This is a genomic window from Gluconobacter sp. DsW_058, assembly GCF_002153615.1.
GTDB classification, from domain to species: domain Bacteria; phylum Pseudomonadota; class Alphaproteobacteria; order Acetobacterales; family Acetobacteraceae; genus Gluconobacter; species Gluconobacter cerinus.
Genome location: NZ_JOPH01000033.1, coordinates 1 through 23,437 on the forward strand (window position 1 = coordinate 1; position 23,437 = coordinate 23,437).

The 23,437-nt window shown below is 56.9% G+C and carries 17 protein-coding genes, 1 other RNA gene and 1 pseudogene; 15 read left to right on the forward strand and 4 right to left on the reverse strand.

From position 1 onward, the window contains the following. Positions 1-111: 111 nt before the first annotated feature. Together HK24_RS06155 and HK24_RS06160 are read left to right on the forward strand one after the other, a co-directional pair. Positions 112-531: pseudogene (locus HK24_RS06155) on the forward strand (erythrose-4-phosphate dehydrogenase); the annotation flags it as partial. 72 nt (positions 532-603) lie between these two features. Next, positions 604-1,068: a DUF3465 domain-containing protein gene (locus HK24_RS06160; RefSeq protein ID WP_086633738.1), complete on the forward strand. Its 465-nt coding sequence runs from the start codon at positions 604-606 to the stop codon at positions 1,066-1,068. Between the two features lie 47 nt (positions 1,069-1,115). On the opposite strand, the gene clpA is transcribed toward HK24_RS06160, so the two are convergent. Further along, entirely contained in the window at positions 1,116-3,428 is a 2,313-nt protein-coding gene (gene clpA / locus HK24_RS06165) for an ATP-dependent Clp protease ATP-binding subunit ClpA (RefSeq protein ID WP_086633739.1), read from the reverse strand. Positions 3,429-3,552: 124 nt separating this feature from the next. Further along, positions 3,553-3,981 carry an ATP-dependent Clp protease adapter ClpS gene (gene clpS, locus HK24_RS06170; protein WP_232309080.1) on the reverse strand — a complete coding sequence of 143 codons (429 nt, stop codon included), beginning with the start codon at positions 3,979-3,981 and terminating at the stop codon, positions 3,553-3,555. A 247-nt stretch (positions 3,982-4,228) separates the two neighbouring features. On the opposite strand from clpS, the gene HK24_RS06175 reads away from it, so the two are divergent. The 8 genes from HK24_RS06175 to HK24_RS06210 all read left to right on the forward strand — a co-directional run bounded on the left by HK24_RS06175 (position 4,229) and on the right by HK24_RS06210 (position 11,866). Next, a complete protein-coding gene (locus tag HK24_RS06175; protein ID WP_046900142.1) occupies positions 4,229-5,284 on the forward strand; it encodes a D-alanyl-D-alanine carboxypeptidase family protein in 1,056 nt (351 codons plus the stop codon). 86 nt (positions 5,285-5,370) lie between these two features. After that, entirely contained in the window at positions 5,371-6,174 is an 804-nt protein-coding gene (map, locus tag HK24_RS06180; protein WP_046900141.1) for a type I methionyl aminopeptidase, read from the forward strand. Then, positions 6,171-7,970, forward strand: coding sequence for a gamma-glutamyltransferase (ggt, locus tag HK24_RS06185; RefSeq protein WP_086633740.1), 1,800 nt, complete (start codon positions 6,171-6,173; stop codon positions 7,968-7,970). The genes map and ggt overlap by 4 nt, the downstream gene beginning before the upstream one ends. 46 nt (positions 7,971-8,016) lie before the next feature. After that, positions 8,017-8,111: signal recognition particle sRNA small type (gene ffs, locus HK24_RS06190), an RNA gene on the forward strand. Between the two features lie 101 nt (positions 8,112-8,212). Further along, a complete protein-coding gene (locus tag HK24_RS06195; RefSeq protein ID WP_143412298.1) occupies positions 8,213-10,156 on the forward strand; it encodes a DNA polymerase III subunit gamma/tau in 1,944 nt (647 codons plus the stop codon). 16 nt (positions 10,157-10,172) lie between these two features. Then, the gene (locus HK24_RS06200) at positions 10,173-10,496 is read left to right on the forward strand and encodes a YbaB/EbfC family nucleoid-associated protein (protein ID WP_046900138.1); all 324 of its coding nucleotides are present in this window, start codon (positions 10,173-10,175) and stop codon (positions 10,494-10,496) included. Between the two features lie 33 nt (positions 10,497-10,529). After that, positions 10,530-11,123 (forward strand): recombination mediator RecR, encoded by a 594-nt coding sequence (gene recR / locus HK24_RS06205; RefSeq protein WP_198942081.1) that lies wholly within the window; start codon positions 10,530-10,532, stop codon positions 11,121-11,123. Beyond that, on the forward strand, positions 11,120-11,866 hold the full coding sequence (locus HK24_RS06210) for an SDR family oxidoreductase (RefSeq protein WP_086633742.1): 747 nt from the start codon (positions 11,120-11,122) through the stop codon (positions 11,864-11,866). Before recR ends, HK24_RS06210 begins: the two co-directional genes overlap by 4 nt. Position 11,867: 1 nt before the next feature. Here HK24_RS06210 and HK24_RS06215 read toward each other — a convergent pair whose 3' ends face one another. Next, positions 11,868-12,347 carry a hypothetical protein gene (locus HK24_RS06215; RefSeq protein WP_233126144.1) on the reverse strand — a complete coding sequence of 160 codons (480 nt, stop codon included), beginning with the start codon at positions 12,345-12,347 and terminating at the stop codon, positions 11,868-11,870. A gap of 61 nt (positions 12,348-12,408) precedes the next feature. Further along, the gene (locus tag HK24_RS06220; protein WP_046900134.1) at positions 12,409-12,741 is read right to left on the reverse strand and encodes a TIGR02300 family protein; all 333 of its coding nucleotides are present in this window, start codon (positions 12,739-12,741) and stop codon (positions 12,409-12,411) included. A gap of 150 nt (positions 12,742-12,891) precedes the next feature. On the opposite strand from HK24_RS06220, the gene aroA reads away from it, so the two are divergent. The 5 genes from aroA to HK24_RS06245 all read left to right on the forward strand — a co-directional run bounded on the left by aroA (position 12,892) and on the right by HK24_RS06245 (position 23,399). Then, on the forward strand, positions 12,892-14,217 hold the full coding sequence (gene aroA, locus HK24_RS06225; RefSeq protein WP_086633805.1) for a 3-phosphoshikimate 1-carboxyvinyltransferase: 1,326 nt from the start codon (positions 12,892-12,894) through the stop codon (positions 14,215-14,217). Then, complete coding sequence (gene cmk / locus HK24_RS06230; protein WP_086633744.1) at positions 14,214-14,852, forward strand: (d)CMP kinase; 639 nt, start codon at positions 14,214-14,216, stop codon at positions 14,850-14,852. Before aroA ends, cmk begins: the two co-directional genes overlap by 4 nt. 251 nt (positions 14,853-15,103) lie before the next feature. Beyond that, positions 15,104-16,813, forward strand: a complete 1,710-nt coding sequence (gene rpsA / locus HK24_RS06235) for a 30S ribosomal protein S1 (protein ID WP_086633806.1) — start codon at positions 15,104-15,106, stop codon at positions 16,811-16,813. A 234-nt stretch (positions 16,814-17,047) separates the two neighbouring features. Continuing rightward, the gene (locus HK24_RS06240) at positions 17,048-20,398 is read left to right on the forward strand and encodes a glycosyltransferase (protein ID WP_086633745.1); all 3,351 of its coding nucleotides are present in this window, start codon (positions 17,048-17,050) and stop codon (positions 20,396-20,398) included. 19 nt (positions 20,399-20,417) lie between these two features. Then, entirely contained in the window at positions 20,418-23,399 is a 2,982-nt protein-coding gene (locus HK24_RS06245) for a glycosyltransferase (protein ID WP_086633746.1), read from the forward strand. The last annotated feature ends 38 nt before the right edge of the window (positions 23,400-23,437 follow it).

Below are 23,437 nucleotides of genomic sequence, written 5' to 3' on the forward strand. Positions count from 1 at the left end.
CAAGCTGTTTCATAGCGCCATTCCCCCAATCAGATCCGGAGGAATGGAATCACATAGAAAGCCTCAAAACCAGATGGTTTTTGGGACCGTCCAGATCGTTGACCGGCGCCACAAGGAAGAGCCGCGTCGCTCAACATGGTGCCTACGTCCACGGGAGCGGCCAAGGCAATTGGTCTGGTTCTGCCGCATTTGAAGGGGCGGCTGGATGGCACGTCCATTCGCGTGCCAACGCCCAATGTTTCTCTGGTATCGTTCGACTTTCTGTCCCGCCGTCCACCGGAAACGGCCAAAGACGTCAATCGCGTTATGCAGGAGGCTGCTTCGGGGGCCTTAAAAGGTGTTCTGGCCTATAGCAGCGCTCCCTTGGTCAGTAGCGACTTCAATCATTCGCCCGCATCCTCGAATTTTGATGCCACGCAGACGGCCATCATGGAATGTGGTCGAATGGTTCGCGTCTGCTCATGGTATGACAATGAATGGGGCTTCTCGAACCGGATGATCGATACGGCTGTTCTGTTCGGCTCCCTGTAAACGGGTGACGACATTTGTTTCAGGATGTGTTTCGGCGCATAAAAGCACTTTCCTGACTGGAGAGTGCTTTTGATGATGTCCCGTCTGAGACTTCTGGCTGCGATGGCGTGTTTTGGTGCGCCACTTCCTGCTCTGGCACAGGCAGCAGCGCCGATGCCGGCAAGCTGTGACAATGCCAAATTCCTGAGTGACCAGCAGACCTTCGAGCAACGTGACGCCACCCGGACGGATCTTCCCGAGCATATTTGCGGGCGCGTCATCGCCATTGCACCCCATGCGAAGCGGACCCGCAGCGGATGGCATGGCTATTTCTACCTTGATGTAGGGCAGGGCGTGTCCATTCGGATTGTCTCCGGGCTTGATGAAATGATCGCCCCCCAATGGCCCTGGGTGCAGAAGGGCGACACCGTCGAGGTTCAGGGCCGGTACTACTACGACAGCCTGCGCAAGCAGGGGATCGACTGGACGCATCACGGCACCAGCCGCAAATGGCCTTGGCCCGGATATGTGACCGTTAACGGACACCGCTACGAATAAAAAAAAGCCCGTAGGAATGTCCTACGAGCTTTTTCGTGACGGGCGGCCTAGTTGGCCGCTTCGTCTTTCTTTTCGGCGCTACTGTCGCCTTTGACGCCGGTCCCTTCGATGATCTCGAAGTCCAGCACGTCGTTCTTGAGGCCAATCTTGACGGCCCCGCCTTTGGCCAGTCGACCGAAGAGCAGTTCCTCGGCCAGTGGCTTCTTGATGTGCTCCTGAATGACGCGTCCCAGAGGGCGTGCGCCATACAGGCGATCATAACCCTTCTCGGCCAGCCATTCCTTGGCAGCAGAGGAGATTTCGATCGTAACGTGACGGTCAGCCAACTGGGCTTCGAGCTGAAGAACGAACTTCTCCACCACGCGGCCCACCGTTTCCGGCGTCAGGTTAGCGAACGGAATGATCGCATCCAGACGATTACGGAACTCAGGTGTGAAGGTGCGTTTGATCGCCTCTTCATCCTCACCCGCACGGCTGGTCCGGCCGAAACCGATCGCTTCCTTGGACAGGTCAGCCGCGCCCGCATTCGTGGTCATGATCAGGATCACGTTGCGGAAATCGACTGTCTTGCCATTGTGGTCTGTCAGGCGGCCATGATCCATGACCTGAAGCAGGACGTTGTAAAGGTCCGGATGGGCCTTTTCGATTTCGTCCAGCAGCAGGACGGCATGGGGATGCTGGTCAATCGCATCCGTCAGCAGTCCACCCTGATCAAACCCGACATACCCCGGAGGCGCACCGATCAAACGGGAGATCGAATGACGCTCCATGTATTCGGACATGTCAAAGCGGATCAGTTCGATGCCAAGAGACGACGCCAACTGACGCGCAACTTCCGTCTTGCCGACGCCCGTAGGGCCGGAGAACAGGTAGTTGCCAATCGGCTTCTCAGCATCGCGCAGGCCCGCACGGGACAGCTTGATTGCCGCAGCCAGTGCGTCAATTGCCTTATCCTGCCCGAACACCATGTTCCGCAGATCCCGCTCCAGATGGCGCAGGGTCTCGCGATCATCCGCCGTGACGCTCTTGGGTGGGATGCGGGCAATCTTGGCGATTGCATCTTCCACATCCCGCAGCGTCACGGTCTTGCGGCGCTTGTTCTCAGGCACCAGCATCCGCGCCGCACCAACCTCGTCAATAACGTCGATGGCTTTATCGGGCAGTTTGCGGTCATGCACATACCGGGCGGCCAGTTCGACGGCGCCACGCAGGGCTTCGTCGGTATAGCGAACCTTGTGGTGCTTCTCGTAGCTGCCCTTAAGGCCGCGCAGGATCTTGATCGTGTCCTCGACTGACGGCTCAGGGACGTCAATCTTCTGGAAGCGCCGGACCAGTGCACGGTCTTTCTCGAAGTGCTGACGGAACTCCTTGTATGTCGTGGAGCCAATGCAGCGCAGCGTGCCTGCAGCCAGAGCTGGCTTGAGCAGGTTCGATGCATCCATCGCACCACCAGACGTCGCGCCCGCACCAATGACCGTGTGGATTTCATCAATGAACAGGATCGCACCGGGCGTCTGGTCCATTTCCGTCACGACAGCCTTGAGGCGTTCTTCGAAATCACCGCGGTAACGTGTGCCAGCCAGCAGGGAGCCCATGTCGAGAGAGTAGATCGTGCAGTCCTGCAGGACTTCAGGCACGTCTTTCTCAACAATACGCTTTGCCAGGCCTTCCGCGATCGCAGTCTTGCCGACGCCCGGGTCACCCACATACAGCGGGTTGTTTTTGGTGCGGCGGCACAGGATCTGGATCGTGCGTTCGATCTCCTGATCGCGACCAATCAGTGGATCGATCCGCCCTTCACGGGCACGGTCATTCAGATTGACGCAATAGGTCGCGAGTGCGCCGTCCTTGGCTGTTTCCTTGCGCTCTTCACGCTCGGAATTATCCTTGGATGCAGCGGCAGCCTTACGGCCAGCGCCACGGTCCGGCGCTTTGGCGATGCCATGCGAAATGAAGTTCACGGCGTCGAGTCGCGTCATGTCCTGCAATTGCAGGAAGTACACAGCGTGGCTTTCACGTTCCGCAAAGAGCGCAACGAGAACGTTGGCACCCGTAACTTCATCGCGGCCTGTGCTTTGCACATGGATAGCCGCGCGTTGGATTACGCGCTGGAAAGCCGCTGTTGGTTTTGGTTCTGTCGGACGGTCGGACGCAAGACCGGCAAGATCCTTGTCCAGAAAGTCCGTCAGGTCCGAACGCAGCTTGTCGAGGTCAATTCCGCAGGCGCGGAAAACCGTCAGTGCGTCGGCGTCTTCTGTCAGAGCCAGCAGCAGATGTTCGAGGGTGGCATACTCATGACGCCGATCACCTGCGAATGTCAGGGCGCGGTGGAGCGTCTGTTCGAGCGTACGGGACAGCATAGGGTGGCGCTCCTCTCGACCTCTCGTGGAAGAGGTATCTTGTCGTGGTGCAACACGTAACGCCAGTCAGAAACGTAAGGCTGAACAAGAAATTGTCCGATGCCTGTATGACTGTGGCGGGAAATCAGTCTTTTTCGATCGTACACTGAAGCGGATGCTGGTTCTGGCGGGCCAGATCCATAACCTGAGCGACCTTGCTCTCCGCAACTTCGTAGGTGAAGACGCCGCAGACCCCTACGCCCCGCTGATGCACATGCAGCATGATGGTGGTGGCCTCTTCCCTGTTCTTGGAAAAAAACCGCTCCAGCACGTGCACGACAAACTCCATCGGTGTGTAGTCATCGTTGAGCATGAGAACCTTGTACATTGACGGCTTGCGCGTTCGTGTACGAGGGCGAACGACAACGCTGATCTCAAGATCTTCGTCATCGGGCAGGCGTGGATTTGTCGGACCTTTTGGGTCCGATGATCCCGGCCCCATCCTGACTGGTCCGAAAATGGACTCGGCTTCAGAATGGGAGGTGGCTGGTGAAGGGAGATCGTAAGAAGACATGACTGGTATGATATGGGACGCTTCCCCCGACTTGAGAAGGGGGTAAGGATGAGTACATTTCGTGAATATCGCCATCTTCCTGACATGTTCTGGTCGGGTTTGGGTCATGCTTACGAAAAATTAAGCAAACTGCCCCAAACCTTGTGGACGGGCGCTTTTTGTTGCGCCTAGAGTAACGGGATTAAGGACTGCGTTAAACAGTCCGATGTTTCCAGCGTTCAATGTTTTGTTCAGAGGCTGCCACATAATGCGTTTCCCTGTCCGCAAGGCCCTTCTGTTATGCGCTCTGACTGCAGTTGGTGCGGGCTCTGCCAAGGCACAATACGCAGGCCACACGTCCAGTTTCGTGATGGATGCACATTCAGGCGCCGTTCTGTCCCAGTCGGACGCCGATCTTCAGCGGTATCCTGCATCCCTGACAAAACTCATGACGCTGTATCTGACCTTCCGTGCGCTGGAAGCACATCAGATTACGCTGGATCAGGAAGTTCCGGTTTCCATTCATGCTTCCATGCAGGCTCCGTCCAAGCTTGGACTGGTTCCGGGCACCCGGCTGACCGTTGAGCAGGGCATTCTGGCGCTTGTCACCAAGTCAGCGAATGACGCTGCCTGCGCTCTGGGCGAGTTCCTGGGTGGCGGCGACGAAGTCCGTTTTGCTCAGCTCATGACGCAGCAGGCGCGTGCGCTGGGCATGGCCAACACGACGTTCCGCAACGCCTCCGGTTTGCCTGACCCTGATCAGGTTACGACAGCGCATGATCTAGGGCTTCTTGCACAGCACCTGATCAACGATTTCCCGCAGTATTATCACTATTTCGGCGTGCCTTCCTTCTATTTCCATCGTCATCTGGTTCCAAACCATGATCCGATGCTGAAAATCTATTCGGGTGCTGACGGTATGAAGACGGGTTACACCGATGCTGCCGGGCGGAATCTCGTCACGTCTGCCATCCGTGGGAACGTTCGCCTGATTGGTGTGGTGCTCGGGTCGTCCTCGAATGCGCGCCGTTCGATGGAAATGGCGTCCATTCTGGACGATGGTTTTGCTTCAGAAGGCGTCGCGCCACAGCCTCTTCTTCATCCGGTCGCGCCGCGCACTGTCATGATCGCGTCTGCGCGTCGTGGTGGTCGTTTCGCTCATCATGGGACGATGGTTGCATCCAGCCGTCCTGTTGAAGTGGCGGATGCGCCAACGTCACCACGTCGTTATGGGCGTGTTGCGCATCATGCTGTCTCGGTTCGCATGGTCAGTGCGCATCATGTTGCTGCCCATCACAAGGCAGGTCGTCACCCGCGCGGGTGAAAAACTCGCCTCCGTGCCTTGCGATCCGCTCGTGACGGTCGCATTTTGTCCCGACCAGTTTTGAGATTGAGGATCGGGCGGTAGACATGGATGATAGTTCGCGTGGGATTGTTCTTTATGACAGTGAAGATTTCAAACATCTAAGAACGGTCGGTCATCTTGCAGCGGCAACGCTGGATATGATCACCGAGCATGTGCAGCCGGGCGTTACGACGGAAGAACTCAACACTCTTATTCATGAGTTCACTCTGGCTCACGGTGCCACGCCGGCTCCCCTGAATTATCATGGCTTCCCGAAATCCTGCTGCATTTCGATCAACCATGTTGTGTGTCACGGCATTCCCGGTGAGAAGAAGCTGGCCAACGGCGATATCGTCAATATTGACGTCACGTCCATTCTGGATGGCTGGTACGGGGATAATTCCCGGATGTACATCGTCGGTAAGGCCCCCAAGAAAGCTGAAAAACTGGTTGAGGTGACGTATGAGTCCCTCATGCTTGGTATTGAGCAGGTCAAGCCAGGCAAGACGCTGGGCGATGTTGGTCATGCCATTCAGGCCCATGCGGAAAAGAACCGCTTCTCCATCGTGCGCGATTTTTGTGGGCATGGCATCGGCCGGGACTTCCATGCCGCTCCGAATGTTCTGCATTATGGAAAGCCAGGGCAGGGCGTAAAGCTCGTACCGGGAATGGTTTTCACTATTGAGCCGATGCTGAATATCGGCAAACCTGAAGTGAAAATTCTCGATGATGGCTGGACAGCCGTCACGCGTGACCGGACGCTGTCTGCACAATTCGAGCATATGATTGGCGTGACGGACGACGGATGTGAAATCTTCACGCTGTCCCCGAAAGGTTACAACAAGCCCCCATACGGAGCTGGCGCATGAAAAAACTCTTTGCCCTGATTGTCGCGGGCCTGACGGGGGGCACAGCGCTGGCTGCTCCCACGGCAGCCCCTTTGAGCTCTGCCCATGATCCACTGGCCTTTGGCCCGGATCATACCTCTCCGGGCGTTCTGGTCTCTGGCAAGCATGGCATGGTGGTTTCTGCCCAGCATCTCGCTTCTGATGCTGGTGCCAAAATTTTGGCGGAAGGTGGCAATACCATCGACGCTGCGGTGGCCGTTGGCTATGCGCTTGCTGTCGTTTATCCCGCTGCAGGGAACATCGGCGGTGGCGGCTTTATGACGATCCGTCTGAAATCCGGGCAGACAGTGTTTGTGGATTTCCGGGAGCACGCCCCGGGTGCTGCAACAGCCACCATGTATCAGGATGCGTCTGGCAAAGTCATTCCGGGGCTTTCAACAGAAGGCTGGAAAGCAGTTGCCGTTCCGGGGACTGTCGCAGGCTTGGATACGATCCTTCAGAAGTGGGGGCGTTTGCCACGGGCAAAAGTCATGGCTCCAGCCATAGCGCTCGCCCGTGACGGGTTTGTGCTCAATGAAGGCGACGTGCAGCTTCTCGACACGTCCACGAAGTATTTTCGTCAGGACCCATACGCACGATCTATTTTTCTGCGTCCGGACGGATCGTCCTTTCAGCCTGGAGACCGGCTGGTTCAGAAAAATCTGGCCAATTCTCTTGAGTTGGTCGCCAAGAATGGTCCGAAAGCATTTTACGAAGGTCCGATTTCCGCTGAAATCGTGCGGGCCAGTGAAGAAGGTGGTGGCCTTCTGAAGCCGTCAGATTTCACGAACTATCATATCCGGTTTCTTGAGCCGATCCGCTGCACCTATCGTGGGTACACGATCGACACGGCACCCCCTCCGAGTGGTGGTGGCATCGCGCTATGCGAAATTCTGAACATTCTTTCCGGCTACGATATGCACGCCCTTGGCCTGCACACGGCGGCGTCTGCGCAGCGTGAAATTGAAGCCATGCGGCATGCGTACTCGGATCGACGCGATCTCGGGGACCCGGCATTCGTCAAGAATCCGATCGAACACCTGAATGATCCGGCATATGCCGCACAGGTCAGGGCAGGGATCCCCCTTGATCAGGCATTGCCGTCCAGCACCCTCCGCGCTGGTGAGGCGCTTCCGGTTAAAGCTGCCCAGGCTGCTCCTGACACGCAGGAAAAGCACGAGACGACCCAGTTCTCGGTATTGGACAAGAGCGGCATGGCCGTTTCCGCGACATATACCCTGAACGGGTGGTTCGGCTCAGGTGTCATGGGTGGCAACACCGGCATCTGGCTCAATGACGAGATGGATGATTTCTCGGCCAAGCCGGGCGCATCCAATATGTTTGGGATTGTGGGTTCAGAAGCCAACGCCATTGCGCCGGGCAAGACACCGTTGTCATCCATGTCACCGTCGATTGTCTCCAAGGATGGCAAGGTGATTATGGTGATCGGCAGCCCCGGTGGTTCCCGCATTCCGACGATCACACTCTCGGCCATTCTGGGCGTGCTCGATTACGGACTGGACATCCGTCAGGCCGTGGATTTGCCGCGAATCCACGAGCAGTGGGAGCCGTCTGCTGTGGAACTGGAACCAGGTGCCTTGACGGACGACGTTATGGATAAGCTGAAATCTGAGGGATATGCGTTGTCTCTGCACCGCCCATGGGGTGTAGCGGAAGGTATTCTTGCGTACCGTCCAAGCCTCTCTGCACATAAAACCGGGCTCATTTATGGGGCTGCTGATCCGCGTCATGCAGGGGGTGAAGCCGCGGGTGAATGATAGGGGGTTGTCAGACACCCCTATCTCCGTGTTAGGAGAGCGCCGGGAGGTCGGCTTTGGACGGATACCTTGCCAACCCGGTCAGGTCCGGAAGGAAGCAGCCGCAGTGAGTTTTATCCGGGTTAAATGTCCGGCCTCCTACCTAGTGCAGCCTGTGGGCGCGGCAGTTTTACTGCCAGGTGCCCCAGTGCAAGACCGACAGAGTGCGGTCTCATTCCCCGCTCTGACGGCTTTCCAGTTTCATGACTGACGATATCGACGATCTTCCCCTGCCGCCTGAGAGCGGTGGTGGCTTCTTTGGTGAAGCCCTGGCCGAGCAGGTTCCAGTTCCTGTTCAGGCAGAAAAAAGTACGCCTTATCGTGTTCTTGCCCGAAAATATCGCCCCCAGACACTCGATGACCTGATTGGTCAGGACTCGCTGGTACGAATCCTGCGTCGTGCGTTCGAGCTGAAGCGTGTGGCGCATGCGTTCATGCTGACGGGTGTGCGCGGCGTGGGGAAAACCACGACTGCCCGAATTATCGCACGCGCCTTGAACTGCATTGGGCCAGACGGGAAGGGTGGACCGACCGCGGAGCCCTGTGGCGTCTGTGCGAACTGCACCGCCATCCTCGCGGACCGGCATCCGGACGTGCTGGAAATGGATGCCGCGTCTCGCACGGGCGTTGATGATGTGCGTGAAATCATTGAGGCGACCCGTTTCCGCCCGATGCAGGCGCGCATGAAAGTCTTCATCATCGATGAAGTGCACATGCTGTCTCGCAATGCGTTCAATGCTCTGCTGAAAACGCTGGAAGAGCCTCCGTCACAGGTCACGTTCATTTTTGCCACGACGGAGTTGCGGAAAGTACCGGTGACGGTGCTGTCCCGCTGTCAGCGGTTTGACCTCCGGCGCGTGCCTCAGGCGCTGCTGACCGAACATTTTGGGCGTATTGCCGAAAAGGAAGGAGCCACTCTTTCCGAAGATGCTTTGGCGCTCATTGCCCGTGCAGCTGATGGCTCGGTCCGTGACGGATTATCTCTGCTGGATCAGGCGATTGCACAGGGTGCGAGCGACGCCGATGCCGTGTCAGACATGCTGGGTCTGGCAGATCGTGGACTGGTCTTTGATCTGCTTGATGCCCTTATGGCCGGCAAGGCAGCAGAGGCCTTGGATCTTACCGATCAGGCCTATGCGCGTGGTGCTGATCTCGGCGTTCTCCTGACGGATCTTCTGGATCTTCTGCATCTTGTTTCCCGTCTCAAGGCGATGCCGGGTCTTCGTGAAAGCCGGGACCTTCCAGAAGCCGAAAGACTGCGTGGTGGCGTGTTGGCAGACAGGCTCTCAACCAGCAGTTTGGGACGAGCCTGGCAGATTCTTCTGAAGGGTGTGAACGAAGTCGAATCCGCGCCGGATCGTCGTCAGGCGGCTGAAATGGTGCTGATTCGACTGTGCCACGCCAGCCTTCTCCCGACGCCTGACCGTCTGATCCGTCAGTTGACTGAAGGTGGGGTCGATCTCTCCTTGCCATCAGGCCCTTCGGGTGGAGCCGCTCCGTCCGGAGAGGTGTCGTCTGGGTTGCAGACTGCGCCTGTGCTGTCGACGTCCGTATCGCCCACTGACACGGGTGGCCCTCGTGCGCATGTCCGTCTGGTGGCCAATGGTGGCGAAATTATTGAGCCGGGTTATGCGGAGGCTGCTCCTGAGCTGGCGCCGGAACCCGAACTTCCTCCGCCCCCACCACGAACATGGCGCGAGATGGTCGCTCTGGTGTGGGACAAGCAACCGCAGTTGCATGGAGTTCTGCGCTCGTCGGTGCATCTGGTACGTTTTTCACCCCCCGATGTGCAGGTTCGCTTGGAAGACCAGCATACCAAAGCGGACCGTCTCCTTCAGAATTTTCTTGAAGAGATGTTTCCCGGCCAGTGGCGCATTAGTCTTTCCACAGCCGAAGGTGAGCCAACCCTGGATGAACAGGGTGCGGAGGTGGTGGCCATCAACCGTGCAATGGTTGAGGCACACCCGTTGGTCCAAGCCATTCTTGATGCTTTCCCCGGTGCGAAAATCGGCGATGTGCAAGATCACTCCCTTGATGAATACGGTCTTCCACCCGAAATAACCGCACCATTGACGGAGGACTCTCCTCCGGATCTGGAATTCGCGCCTCTGGACGCTGATTTCCTTGATGAAGATGATCTGAACTGAAAGACCAGGAGACGTTATGAAGAACCTTGCAGGACTGATGAAGCAGGCCAGCCAGATGCAGTCCAAAATGGAAGAGGCCCAGAAAAATCTGGCAAATCTGACGGTAGATGGTTCGGCTGGCGCTGGTCTCGTGACACTTCAACTTACGGGTAAAGGCGAAATGCGGGGTCTGAAAATTGATCCGAAGCTGGCCGATCCAAACGAGATGGAAATGCTGCAGGACCTGATCGTGGCAGCCTATACGGATGCCAAGAACAAGGCTGAAGCGGCCAGCTCTGAAGCGATGCGCGACGTTACGGGCGGTCTGGATCTGCCGCCGGGTCTGAAGCTTCCGTTCTGATCTGAACAGTCTTTCTGCGGGCGTCACATCATGATGATCAGCAATGACATCGAGCAGCTGATTTCCATGCTGTCTCGCCTGCCGGGGCTCGGCCCTAGGTCGGCCCGTCGCGCTGCGCTCAGTTTGCTGCGGCAGCCGGAGGCGCGGATGTTGCCTTTGGCGCATCTCATGGAACGGGCTGCCACAAGCGTCCGCACATGCTCCCTTTGTGGCAATCTTGACACCATCGATCCCTGCCACATCTGTACGGATTCAACCCGTGATGGCGGCCTGGTGTGCGTGGTCGAAACTGTGGGTGATCTGTGGGCCTTGGAACGTGCTGGCGTACATCGCGGGGTCTATCAGGTTCTGGGTGGGACGTTATCGGCGCTTGCCGGTCTTGGCCCTGAAGATCTGAATGTCTCGTCTTTGCTGGACCGTATTGCCGAAGGTGGCGTGAGAGAGGTCATCCTCGCTCTTGGCGCGACAGTCGAGGGAGCGACCACAGCGCACTGGCTTCAGGAAAAACTGACATCAACGGGCGTGGTCGTCAGCCGTGTCGGACATGGCGTTCCTATGGGGGGCGCTTTGGATGTGCTGGATGATGGCACGTTGGCCGCCGCCCTGATTGCACGACGCGCATTATGATTTCCGCTCTGGTCCCCCGTACGGCAATTGTGACCGGTGGCGCGCGTCGGATCGGTCGGGTGCTGGTTGAAATGCTGGCCGGGCAGGGTTTTTCTGTTGCCATTCATTATCGCGACAGCGAAACAGAAGCGCTGGATCTGCTCGATCACATTGGCGGCCGGGGATGTGTGATTGGGGCAGATCTGTCGTGTGAAGCGGATGTGAACAGGCTGGCTGCTGAAGCAGTTCAGCAGCTTGGGCCGATCGGTGTGCTCATCAACAACGCTTCAGCATTCATTCGTGATGAAGTCGGGACTGTAACTCGTGAAAGCTGGGACCAGCATCTTGAGCCGAATCTGAGGGCTCCGTTCGTCCTGTCTCAGGCGGTGGCAGCAGCCCTGCCGGCAGAGGCTGAAGGGCTGATTTTGAATATGCTGGATCAGCGCGTGTGGAATCTGACGCCACATTTTATCAGCTACACCGTATCCCGGGCAGGCTTGTGGACACTGACACAAACGCTTGCGCTGGCACTGGCACCGCGTATTCGCGTTAATGCCATTGGCCCAGGACCTGTTCTGCCAACAGTAGGTCGGCAGTCTCAGGAGCATTTTGACAAGATGTGCGCGCAAACGCCTCTGAAGCGCGGGTCGTCTCCTAAAGAAATCGCTGAAGCCGCGCTCGCGCTGTTTTCTCTCCCGTCCGTCACGGGGCAGATGCTAGCCATGGATGGCGGCCAACACCTGAACTGGTCGCCCGCGCGATAAATCAGGGCTGAGGTTTCAGCGCACCAGGTAGATAATCTTCCACAACCAGAGAAATTGGTGCGTTGTCTGAAGCGCGTCTGAGGACCGCACGGTTTTCGAGCACGATTCCTGTGGCGTTATTTGGAAAACGTGTTTCGAGTCGCTGGCGATGAAAATTCGTCTTCGAGACAGCTTTGCCAAAAGGCGTATCTGTTGTTTCCAGCAGATGGTTCATGTCATCTGTCAGGCGTTCCGGCACATACCAGTTCCAGGCATCAGAGAGCGGGACATCCCCACACAGAAGCTGAACGTGACGTGTGCGAACCTGCTGAGGGTCTGAGACCTCCAGAAGACGCAGGGTTTCCTGTGAAGGCTGTTCTCCAACGGGGAGGCGCACAACGCGAATGGGAACGGAGCAATGCTCCTGAAGAACTGCTGTTGCGCTGGGATGACGCTCCAGGCGGTCCTTTAATGCACGAACGGCTGCGCCATCCGGGGACAAGGCGTCTCCCGGACCGGCACAGCCGCTCAATACTGCTGCAAAGGAAAGAGCACGGACGACCTTAGTGGTCGTCGCGGTCGTCCTTGTCAGTCGAAACTTCGATGTCGTTCGAGAGATCATCGTCATCATCCAGATCGTCGTCTGCTGCGATGACATCGTCATCTGCATCATCGTCCGTGTCCAGATCGACGTCTACATCATCCTCGTTCTCGTCCTTCGGAGCGTTCGGATCTTTCTCCTCAGGCAGCGGTCCTTCGCTACGCTTGAGACGGCCGATATCGTTCGGCTGGGTGGTGCCACATTTCGGGCACACCGTAGGGACGCGGTTCAGGTCATAGAAGCGGGCGCCGCACTCAACGCACGTCCGTTTTAGACCGAGTTCGGGTTTTGCCATGTTGCGCAAGCCTGCCAATGCCTCGGATAAGGAACGCGGCCATGCCAGCTTGTTTCCGCCATGTCAAACTCCAAGTGTCCCGAAATCTGCATGAGGGGACGTATTTCAGGGTGATTGACACACAGGAATGACCCTCGCATGAAAGTGCACATGCAAGCGCGACCTCTGACAGTTTCCGCGTCCCCGAAGGGACTTTCCGGCCGTACCCTCGTACCGGGTGACAAATCCATCAGCCATCGTTCGCTGATGCTGGCCTCCCTCGCACATGGCCGTACGAAGGTTTACGGCCTTCTGGAGGGTGAAGACGTTCTGCGCACCGCAGACGCCATGCGCGCTCTAGGTGCGAAGATCACGCGTGACGGCGCTGTCTGGACCATCGACGGCCGTGGCGTCGGTGAGCTTACGGAGCCTGCAGACGTGCTGGATATGGGGAACTCCGGGACAGCAGCGCGGCTCCTGTCCGGTATTCTTTCTTCCCACCGAATGAACAGCGTCATGACCGGGGATGCTTCCCTGCGCTCCCGTCCAATGCGTCGTGTGATGGACCCGCTTTCGAAGAATGGTTCCGAGTTTTTGTCCCGTGAGGGCGGCCGTTTGCCGATGGCCGTGCGTGGCAATGGTCAGGCGACACCGCTTGAATACCGTCTGCCGGTTGCTTCTGCGCAGGTGAAATCAGCAGTTCTTCTGGCCGGGCTGAATGCGGTTGGCCGTACGGTTGTGGAAGAGCCTGTCGCCACCCGCGATCATACGGAAAATATGCTCCGTCATTTTGGCGTGGATGTTGATGTTTCCGTTCTGGATGCTGGTGGACGCCGAATCGAGCTGACCGGACCGGTGAAGCTCACCGCACGGGACGTGACAGTTCCGGGTGATCCGTCGTCTTCTGCATTCCCGCTTGTGGCTGCGCTGCTGGTTCCTGGTTCCGATCTGCTGATTGAGAATGTTGGTTTGAACCCGCTTCGGACGGGTCTGTTCACTACCCTGCTCGAAATGGGTGCTGATCTGACCATTGAAAACGAGCGTGTTGAGGGCGGCGAGCCTGTCGGCGACCTTCGCGCACGACACAGCAAGCTCAAGGGTGTGGATGTGCCGCCAGAGCGTGCACCTTCCATGATTGACGAATACCCCGTTCTGGCCGTTGCCTGCGCTTTTGCGGAAGGTTCCTCCCGCCTGCGTGGTCTGGAAGAACTTCGGGTGAAGGAAAGTGACCGTCTGGCTGCTACGGTTTCCCTGCTCAATGTGAATGGTGCTGAAACCGAAGTGGTTGGCGATGACCTGATTGTCCGTGGTTTTCAGAACCCACTAGGTGGCGGAAGCGTGACGACGCGCATGGATCATCGCTTGGCCATGAGTGGGATCGTGTTTGGTCTGGCGGCGCAGAAGCCGGTTCATATTGATGATACGGCCTTCATTGAAACCAGCTTCCCCGGTTTCGTTGACCTCATGAATGGTCTGGGTGCGGATATCCGGGCATGAGCCGTCCGCTCGTCATTGCCGTTGATGGGCCAGCAGCTGCCGGAAAGGGGACGCTGGCCAAGGCGCTCGCCTCCCGGCTGTCCTTGCCCTATCTGGATACGGGCCTCCTGTATCGTGCGGTTGCAAGGCGCATGATTGATGCCGGTCTTGACCCTGCGGGAGATGCTTCTGCACAGGCGGAAGCGCTTGAGCAGGAGGATCTGCGGAGAACCGATCTGCGCGTTCCGGAAATCGACCGCGGCGCCTCACTGGTAGCTAGCCAGCCTGCTGTGCGTGAAGCTCTTCTGGAGCGTCAACGTGTGTTCGCCGCCCAGACAGGGGCCGTTGTTGACGGGCGGGATATCGGCACAGTTGTTTTCCCGGATGCGGACGTAAAGTTTTTCATCACGGCCTCCCCTAGGGCGCGGGCCCTTCGTCGCCATCGCCAAGTTCACGGGGACGCAGTGATCACAGAGGCTGAACTGGACGCTGCGATCGCTGAGATCATCGCGCGTGACTCGCGGGATTCTTCGCGGGATACTGCGCCTCTGGTGCAGGCCGCAGATGCGCTTCTGATTGAGACGGATGAGCTTTCTGCAGAGCAAGTGCTTGAAAAGGCGCATGAAGAAATCAGGCGGCACATAACTCGGATCTGAGTTGCGGTATCCGCCCGTCTGACACCTGTTTTTTTATTGACAGAGCGCCTGTGGAAGGTGTTGTTGCGGGTTAGCACGTTGCCCGAAGGGGGAAAGTGTCGTCCGTCATGCGTTTTGCGTGCGGGCCATAATTTAACGGACCCGGTCTGACCTTTTGAGGCAGCGGGGAGTCGTCATGCCAGATTTCGATCCGCGTGGCGCAGACGTGGATGATCGGTTTCAGGCCGAAAATCCGGGAATATTGTATTTACATGGCTTCAGCCACACAGGCCCCTGCCGCTCACGGCATGGAAGATTTTGCAGCCCTCCTCGAAGAGACCCTGGGCCGCGACACCGGTTTTGACGGCTCCGTCGTCACTGGCCGCGTGATCCGTCTGACCGACGAATTCGCTATCGTTGATGTTGGTCTCAAGAGTGAAGGTCGCGTTTCCCTTAAGGAATTCGGCCCGCCAGGCGCTGCTCCGGACGTAAAGCCGGGCGACGTTGTCGAGCTGTATGTCGAGCGTTACGAAGACCGTGACGGTTCTATCGTTCTTTCCCGCGAGAAGGCTCGTCGTGAAGAAGCATGGACCGCTCTGGAGCGTGCATTCGGCAACAACCAGCGCGTCAACGGCACGATCTATGGTCGCGTCAAGGGTGGCTTCACGGTTGATCTGGGCGGCGCAATGGCGTTCCTTCCGGGCAGCCAGGTTGACATCCGTCCGGTTCGTGACGTCGGCCCGCTGATGGGTCAGCCGCAGCCGTTCCAGATCCTGAAGATGGATCGCGCACGTGGCAACATCGTTGTGTCCCGTCGTGCCGTTCTTGAAGAGACCCGTGCAGAGCAGCGTTCCGAGCTGATCCAGGGCCTGAAGGAAGGCATGATCCTTGACGGCGTCGTCAAGAACATCACCGACTACGGTGCGTTCGTTGACCTCGGCGGCGTTGACGGCCTCCTGCATGTCACCGACATCGCATGGAAGCGCATCAACCACCCGTCCGAAGCTCTGCAGATCGGTCAGCCGGTTCGCGTGCAGGTCATCCGCTTCAACCCGGACACGCAGCGTATCTCCCTCGGCATGAAGCAGCTTGAAGCTGATCCGTGGGAAAACGTCGCCATCAAGTACCCAGCTGGCGCCCGCTTCACGGGTCGCGTCACGAACATCACCGACTACGGTGCATTCGTCGAGCTGGAGCCGGGCGTCGAAGGTCTGGTGCACGTTTCCGAGATGTCCTGGACGAAGAAGAACGTCCATCCGGGCAAGATCGTCGCTACTTCCCAGGAAGTCGACGTTATGGTTCTGGACGTGGACAGCTCCAAGCGTCGTATTTCGCTTGGTCTCAAGCAGGTTCAGCGCAACCCTTGGGAGCAGTTCGAAGAAGAGCACAAGGTTGGCTCTGTCATCGAAGGCGAAATCCGCAACATCACCGAGTTCGGTCTGTTCATCGGCCTCTCCGCAGACATCGACGGCATGGTTCACATGTCCGACCTGTCTTGGGACGAAGCTGGCGAAGCAGCCATGGCGAACTACGAGAAGGGTCAGGTCGTTAAGGCCAAGGTCCTCGACGTGGATCCTGAGAAGGAGCGTATCTCCCTGGGCATCAAGCAGCTTCAGGAAGATCCGGCAGCCGACACCCTGTCCCGCATCCAGAAGGGTGCTGTTGTGACCTGCGTCGTGACGGCAGTTCAGGCAAACGGTATCGAAGTGAAGGTCGACGATCTGCTGACCGGCTTCATCCGTCGTGCAGAGCTGGCTCGTGACAAGGCTGAGCAGCGTCCGGAGCGTTTCGCAGTTGGCGAAAAGGTTGATGCGAAGATTGTTTCCGTTGATCGTGCTTCCCGCAAGCTCGCGCTGACTATCCGCGGCCGTGAGGTCGAGGAAGACAAGGCTGCGATCAGCGAATACGGTTCTTCTGACTCGGGCGCTTCCCTGGGTGACATTCTGGGTGCGGCAATCCGTCGTCGTACTACAGACGTCTGAAGAGACTGAAAATCAGATAACTCTATGTTGTCATGATTTTAGAAAAGGGCCGCGCAAGCGGCCCTTTTTTGTATTTGAGATGTAATGATCTTCTTTCTTGTCAGGGGCTTTTGTTGCTGTAAACCTTCAGGTAAGAATTGAGTATCGTGATGGCAGCGGTCTTGTGGTCTCTTGCCCGGAAGACTGATTGCGTCGGTTTGAGATGGGAGTGGGCGCTTTGCGCTCAGGAGATTGATGGCGGTTATTTACAACACAAATTATACCCACAATCCCAATTCCTACCTTACGCTGGCGGTCGAACGGGCGGCCCGATCTCTATTTGGTAATGACCAGGTTGTTGTCGCTGACAATATGTCCCTGGGCAGTATTGCTGCTTCTGGTGAACATGATGTTCTGATCTGCCTGGACGCACAGCGGATTAATCTTCCACTGATCCGTCGCGTTCGACCTGCATTCAAGACCTTGATTCTCTGGACGTTTGAAGACCCGTTCATGCGGGACTTCAATGTTGAAAATGCCGGTCTTTTTGATTTCGTCTTTACGAACGATCCGTCCTGCGCCGAATACTACCACGGCAAGGGGCACTACCTGCCTCTGGCAGCGAGCCGCTCCATTCATGAGCGTAAGGTTCTTCCGGCTGCTGAGCTGGAATATGATATCTTTTTTGCTGGCACGATGTGGCCGAACCGCGTTCAAACCCTGCGACGCGTGATTGCTGCCTTTCCGGATGCCAAGCTGAAGCTTGTTTGCCCTGGTAACGAATATCTGCCGCCGCTCCCCGCAGATCTTGCGGCTCTTGCGATCCAGCGCCCGATCAGCCACGAAGCGTTTATTGACTTCGCGAATGTCAGCGCTGTCACTTTGACGATGTTCCGTGATTACGCCAGTCATGGCGACGTCAGCCAGGCCACAGCTCCGGGGCCACGCTTTTTCGAACTTGCTCTGGGCGGTACGGCACAGGTTGTCGAAGCGCCGGAAAGCATGGGCAGCGAGCATTTCGATACGGTCGAAGGAATCAGCCTTGCGCGTGATCCTGATGGCGTCGTGGATGCCGTTGCCCGTATCCTGAACAACAAGAACACACGCCGTAAAGCGGCGCAGGCGTCCCAGAAGTCAGTACTGGCGCATCATCTGTACGAGCATCGTCTCGAGAAAATGCGTGATATTACGGGGGCTGATTTTGGCCGCCGCAAAGCCGCCGACATCGTGCCGGTCGAGCGTCGCCGTCGTCTGCGGGTGCTGATGTGCACGCATTCCACAATTCATGAGCAGGCGTGGGGCGGTGTTGAAGTTTACCAGCAGGCGCTTTGCTCCCTGCTTGGCCGCGACGTTGAGTTTTTCTACTGGCTGCGTCGTGGCACATTCTGCCGCCTGACGACTGCGAGTGGGCAGGAACTCGAACGCTTTGACGTGCCCGAAGTGGGCTGGCAGGACGCGATGTGCGATGCGCCTGAAGAAATGGCGTTTTCGAGCGTAATCAGTCAGTACAATATGGACATCGTCCATTTCCAGCATCTTGGACATCACGCACTTTCATTGCCCATCATCGCCAAGGCCAATGGTGTGGGCGTGGTTTTCTCCGCGCATGACTTCTGGCTGGTCTCGGCTCGTTACAACCTGCTGAACCACGAACTGCGTTATGTGGAAGATGAGGTTCGGTCAGTCCTGTCAGCAGATATCACGCTGAAGGCTTCCGAGAATGTGGATCATGGTGGTGAACAGACGCGTCGGGCCTTTGTCGCCAAGATGCTTCACTCTGTTGATGCCATCATGTTCGGGACACAGCACTCTCGTGATCTGACGCATGAGATCTATCCGATCCTCAACGAAAAAATCAGTCTGATCACGGGTATCCCGAGCCCTGAGAACACTGTGCCCGTCAAGCCGAAGAGCTATGCTCCGTTGGGTGACGCGCCGCTGAACGTTGCGATTGTTGGTAACTTCCTGCGAACCAAGGGTGCAGATACGATCCTGAGCCTGATCGAGATCGCTCATCCGGATCATTTTGTCTTCCACATCTTCGGTTATGTGCACCCAGAGTACGAAGCTGTTCTGAACGCAAGCAGCCGCTCGAATGTGAAGCTCTATGGCCGTTATGACATGGGTGACATCGAGGCTCTGAAAAAGGCTGATGTCGCGCTCAACCTGTCGATCTGGCCGGAAACTTATTGCATTTCCCTGTCTGAGGCCTGGCAGAACGGTCTGATTCCCATTGTGACCGATGTTGGCGCTCTGGGGGATCGTGTTGAAGACGGTGTCAACGGTTTCAAGGTCCCCATCAATCGCCCAAGCATGGTTCTGGAACGTCTCGAACTTCTACGTTCTTCTGAGCCTGTCCGTAAAAAGATTATGGCAAACATTGGCCCGCATCTTTGGACGCATGCCCGTGATTATGCGGACGGCCTGCTGAAGCTTTATCAGGATGTCGTACCACGTCGTCCGATGGGCGTTGCGGATCTTCGTCTGGATGCAGGGCAGGTGCATCTTCTGCCGCACGCATCATGGCGTCATCAGGCTCCGCCACGTCATATTTTTGATCCGCCGACCACGCGTGATCTTTCTGTCGAGCTCCCCATTCCGGTCTCGGACTGGTTCTCTATTCAGGGCGCCGAATGCTACATTGACGACGTTTGTCATCATGTCTTTGCCACGAACGAAGACGAAGATTTCAAGGGCGCCAATGAGTTCCATATCCGTGGCTGGTTCCTGCTTCCAGGTGTCAGCACTGCGGGGCGTATGCTGACTGTGCTGATTGAAGAAGGCGCGGATAGTCCGTTGATTTTCCTTGAATGCGAACGTGAAATTCGTGGTGACATTGTTGAAATGTTCAACGGATCCCCGCGTCGTTCAGGGTTCTCCGGTAAGACAGCCCTGCGTGGAAAATGGTGTGAAGGTCGTTTCCGTGTTGGTCTGATCAATGTCATCAACGGTCAGGCAGCTTTCCAGCTGACGTCTATTCAGATCGAAGTCGAGGGCGGCAAGATTGACGCGATCCATCGCTCAGCTCCTTCGAACGACGTGATTCTCTCTGACTTCAATCGTGTTTCTCACAGCGATGGACTGCTTCGCGGTATCAAGCTGTCTGGTTTCCAGAAGAATGAACTGCATCCGTATGGCAGTGGCATGCTGGAAAACTTTATTGACGAGTTTACAGGCGTCATTGGAGAGCCGGTCCAAGAGATTGAGCCGTTTGGAAGCATCTTTGTTCGCGGCTGGGCTTTCCTGAAGAGCCTGTCTCGTGCAGGGCAAATTTATGTTGGCCTGATTCAGACGGAGCGTGAGGAAGTGACGTTGTTTGCGACAGACCGCGTTGCGCGTCAGGACGTCGCAGGCGTGCATCGTGATGCTCCGCTCTGTGCAGGTTTCTCGGGTACACTAAGCCCAATGCAGGGTTATGCTCGCCCGATGGATGGCGTCTATCGTGTCGCGCTGATCAATGTGACCGGGGATGTTTTCGGAACACATATTACGGATCTGGTGGCGACGTTTGATGGTGGACGGATTGTATCGACAGGCCGTGAAGGTTTGACGCCGGAACAGGCTGAGCGTTCGGAGCGGCTTCTGAATGAGAAAGCCATAGCCTGAACCTGGGGGTCAGTTTTTTATGTCCGATCCGGTTCCTGAGTCTTCTCCCGCTGCGCGCGAGCCTCGCTGGCGCCAGTTTGATGCGCAGTGGTATCTGCTGCGCTATCCGGAGGTTGGGGACTGGATGCGCGATGAAGGCCATCAGGATCTTCATGCGTTTTATCTTGAGACGGGCCAGCGCTACGGCCATTCTCCTAACCGGTATTTCGACGAGATCTGGTATCGGGAAACCTATGCGGATGTCCGCCGGGACCTGATCCAGGAAAAATACCGGTCAGGCTTTGAGCACTATTGTGCCGAGGGCTATCATGGTCATTCGGCACACTGGCTGTTTGACGAAGTCGATTATCTTCGCCGTTATCCGGAACTGACCCGACGCTCCTTGCAGGAGCAGGGGTTCTCCAACGGCTATGATCATTATCTTGAAGTTGGCGAAGCGCGCTACTACAGCGGGCATCGTTTTTTCGACGATGAACTCTGTCGCCGGCTTGCCTTACGTTATCCCGATTATTTTGACAGCCGGATTGGCCTGTTTGCATCGTGGCTCAGCCTCCCGTCCGATATCGCGGATGCTGGGCGTGTCTCCTGGTATTTTGATCCGGTCTGGTATCTGGAGCGCTATCCGGACGTTCGGCGTGATATTGCTGAAGGGCGCTATAGCAGTGCGCTTCATCATTATCTCACCAATGAAACGCCGCGGCTCTTTGATCCGCAGGAAATGTTCTCCGAGCGCTTCTATGCAGACACTCATCCAGATGTGGTCGCCTGTCTGGACATGGGCTCTTTCCGCAATGGCTATGAGCATTTTTTGCTGTTCGGGGCTCATGAGGGGCGTGCGCCTGAAGCCGATGTGGATCTCGCCGCTCATCTGAGCCGTCCGCAGGTCCGTAACGATGTGCGGAACCATCTTTATGACAGCCCTTTTGCTCATCTGGTTGCGGCCAGAATGGGTGAGGGGCAGCGTGCTTCGCTGGTCGAAACCCCTGAGATTGAAGAAAGCCAGTCAAGGCAGGTGTTCGAGCGGGAAGCAAAAGCGCTTCTGCCGGCATTGGCTCGCCATCCGCTGGATTTCACGGTCGTGGGCGTGCCGGAACTCAGTGTCATTGTCGTGGTCTATGACCGGATTGCGCTGACAATGCAGGCTCTGGCCTCATTGCGCGCAAATTATTCCGGGGCCATACAGCTTATCGTCGTGGACTCTGGGTCACACGATCAGACACGTCGTCTCGACGAAATGGTTCACGGCGCCAAAATCCTGCGCTTCAGATATAACATTGGGTATCTGGAAGGCTGCAATATTGGTCTTGCAGAAGTTGATGCGCCGTTTGTTCTTTATCTGAACAACGATCTACGGCTCTATCCAAACAGTGTTGCACACGCTTTGCAGCGTCTGCGTTCAAGTGATGATATTGGTGCGGTTGGTGCCAAGCTCATTCGCTCGAATATGCGTTTGCAGGAAGCAGGCTCCATCATCTGGCGTGATGGCGCAACTTATGGATATCGCCGGGAAGACAGTCCCAACCTTCCTGAAGCAAACTTCGTCCGGGATGTGGATTACTGTTCGGCAGCATTTCTTATGGTGCGGTCGTCCATTCTGATTCAATTGGGTGGCTACGACCTGCGGTACCGTCCTGCTTATTTTGAAGATACGGATCTGTGTGTCCGCATTCTCAAAATGGGCGCGCGGATTGTTTATGATCCTAATGTCGTGGTGGAGCACCTTGAGTACGGCAGTTCCGGCTCTGTAGGATCTCAGACGCTGATCCACGCCAATCTGCGCATCTTTTCGCGTGTGCATCAGGATTTTCTACGGCATCAGCAGCCGGCTCATATTCGAAATGCTGTGCAGGCGCGGGAGCGTCGTTCAGATCGCAAGCATATCCTGTTCATTGAAGATCGCCTTCCTCTGAGGCGTCTGGGTTCAGGGTATGTCCGTTCCAATGATGTGGTACGGGCTATGGCGGGGCTGGGATACCAGGTCACCGTGTTTCCCCTCCTCCCTAGGGACCAGAGTGAACTGGACCTGTTTGGAGATTTCCCGGAGACGGTAGAGCTGATCGCGGATCAGCATCTTTCTACCTTCCCGGATTTTATTCAGGCGCGTGCCGGATATTACGATCTGGTATGGGTTGGCCGCACGCACAACATGGCGCGCCTCCTGCCTATCATGAACGAGGCCAGCCGCTATCTGCCGACAGCGGGTGCGGTGCTGGATACGGAAGTGATTTCTACGCCACGCACGCTGGAGCGCATCAAGGTGCTCAATCTGCCGAAGCCGGCATTGAGCTTTGATGAGATGCTACGTCGGGAACTGGAATGCGCTCATTACTGCCAGCAGATCGTTGCGGTCACTGAGCAGGATGCAGATCTGGTGCGTCGCGCCGGGTACGAAAATGTTTCCGTTCTGGGACATGAAATGCGGACCCGTCCGACGAAGGCCACATTCGATGCCCGGCGAGATATTCTTTTCCTCGGTGCGTTGCATGATGAAGGTGCGCCGAATCATGACAGTCTGGAGTGGTTTGTAGGGGAAGTTCTCCCCGCTCTGGATGATCTTCTGCCGTCAGACGTTCGGTTCACGATTGCAGGCTTCATTCATCCCTCGGTGGATGTGAGTGCGTTTGCGCGGCATCCTCGTGTGGATATTGTTGGTCCGGTGCATGATCTTGCACCGCTGTTCAACAGGCATCGCGTCTTCGTTGCGCCTACGCGGTTTGCCGGTGGCTTACCGTTCAAAGTGCAGGAAGCTGCCGCATTTGGCGTGCCGATGGTTGTAACGACCTTGTTGGCGGGGCAGGTGGGCTGGACAGACGATGTTGAATTGCTGTCTGCACCTGCCGATGATGCCAAAGAATTTGCGTCTGATGTCGCCCGTCTTTATCAGGACAGTACACTCTGGGCCCGACTGAGAAGTGAAGCGCTGAAGGCGGTGGAGCGGGATTGCGCACCAGCGCGGTTCCGACAGGATCTGTCCAAGATCCTTGAGGCGTGTATAGCTTGAAGACGCCACGCACCCGGGGCATGAAGTTTAAGGAAACA